The 1,268-nt window shown below is 58.3% G+C and carries 1 pseudogene; it reads right to left on the bottom strand.

The window, feature by feature from the left end:
* Positions 1 to 1,268: pseudogene (locus NX84_RS13050) on the bottom strand (hypothetical protein); the annotation flags it as partial.

Genomic DNA, 1,268 nt, shown 5'->3' with positions numbered 1-1,268 from the left:
TCGGCCTGAACCTCAGCAAAGTTGATGTTGTACCAACGCTGCTTAGCAAACGAAGGGATGCCAACATCGCCGCCCCAGTTCGGGTTCTCACCCGCATTGCCGTTCACCTTCTGGAAAACCGGCGTCGGGAAGCCACCGAAGGAGTTGAGAACCTTGCCGTCATTCTCAGCCCAAATGTACGTATACTTAGCTGGACGGTCTTCGACGATTTGACCCATGCGGATGGTGTAACGGCCTTCCGCATCGGTTTCAGCGCCGACGGTCTTCAGGATCGGCTCCTTGCCGTTCGCCCGCATATTTTCAATCATGGCCTTGGTAGCGGCCGCCTGCTCACGGTACGGCATATCGGCAATCGCCAAACGGTCGTATTCCTTGATGCCGTCGTCGGAAAGAACCGAGGCGTAGACCTTCGCACCCTCGATCGGCTGATCGCCATCCCACTTATAAAGCGGGCCGGTCTCGTTACGGTCCGGGCCACCTTCCGCGTCGGACCAGACGCGACCGGTGAAGGTATACGGGGTCATCCCCGCTGCGGGCTTCTCATAGCCCAACTTATCCATGGAAAACTCCGGGCTCACCATGTAGGAGTTTTCCGAAACGCTCGGCGCACGCTCCTCCAAGAACACACCGGTACGCTGCATGTTGGTGCCCTCAAGGTAGAACGCACCGTTTGCAGTACCCTGCGTGACAGGTGCCCACGCACCCGGAACACCGCCACCAGCCTGGCGAACGTAACCCAGGTCGTTGCCAGTTTCCTCATTCTCCAGCGGCGAATCGACCCAAAGGCGGTACTCCTGACCGCGCTCAGCGCGGAAGAGGTGAGGTTTACCGTTAGCGTCAACGAAGGAATACTCACCACCCGGCACAGGGCTGTCCGGGTGGGAAAGCAGGTTGCCGTCCTCATCCTTCGCACGAAGATCAAACACGTAGTTACCGGCGGCGCTGCCAAGCTGGTGAGACTTCGCAGTGTAGATCGGCGAAATCGTGCCATCAACATCCTTGAACTGCATGTACACCGTGGCGTCATTGACGCCCATAGTTCCAATCAGGGAAGTCGACGCACTCGTTTCCTTCAGGCCGATAACACCGGACAGCGTTGCGAAAGCGTTGGTCATGTCAGTTCGACTATCGACGTAACCGTTGGCGATACCATCCGCTTCGATCAACTTAGACGGATCCGTAGCCGGGGTAGCAGCAACCGTGCCGGAGGTTTGAGCCTGCGCCTCTGCGGCAGACTGCGGGGAAACTACCGGATGTACAAACGGCGC

The organism is Corynebacterium minutissimum (assembly GCF_000805675.1).
Lineage (GTDB): Bacteria > Actinomycetota > Actinomycetes > Mycobacteriales > Mycobacteriaceae > Corynebacterium > Corynebacterium minutissimum.
The sequence above is the reverse complement of the archived record's forward strand: the minus strand, read 5'-3'. Positions and strand labels throughout refer to the sequence as shown.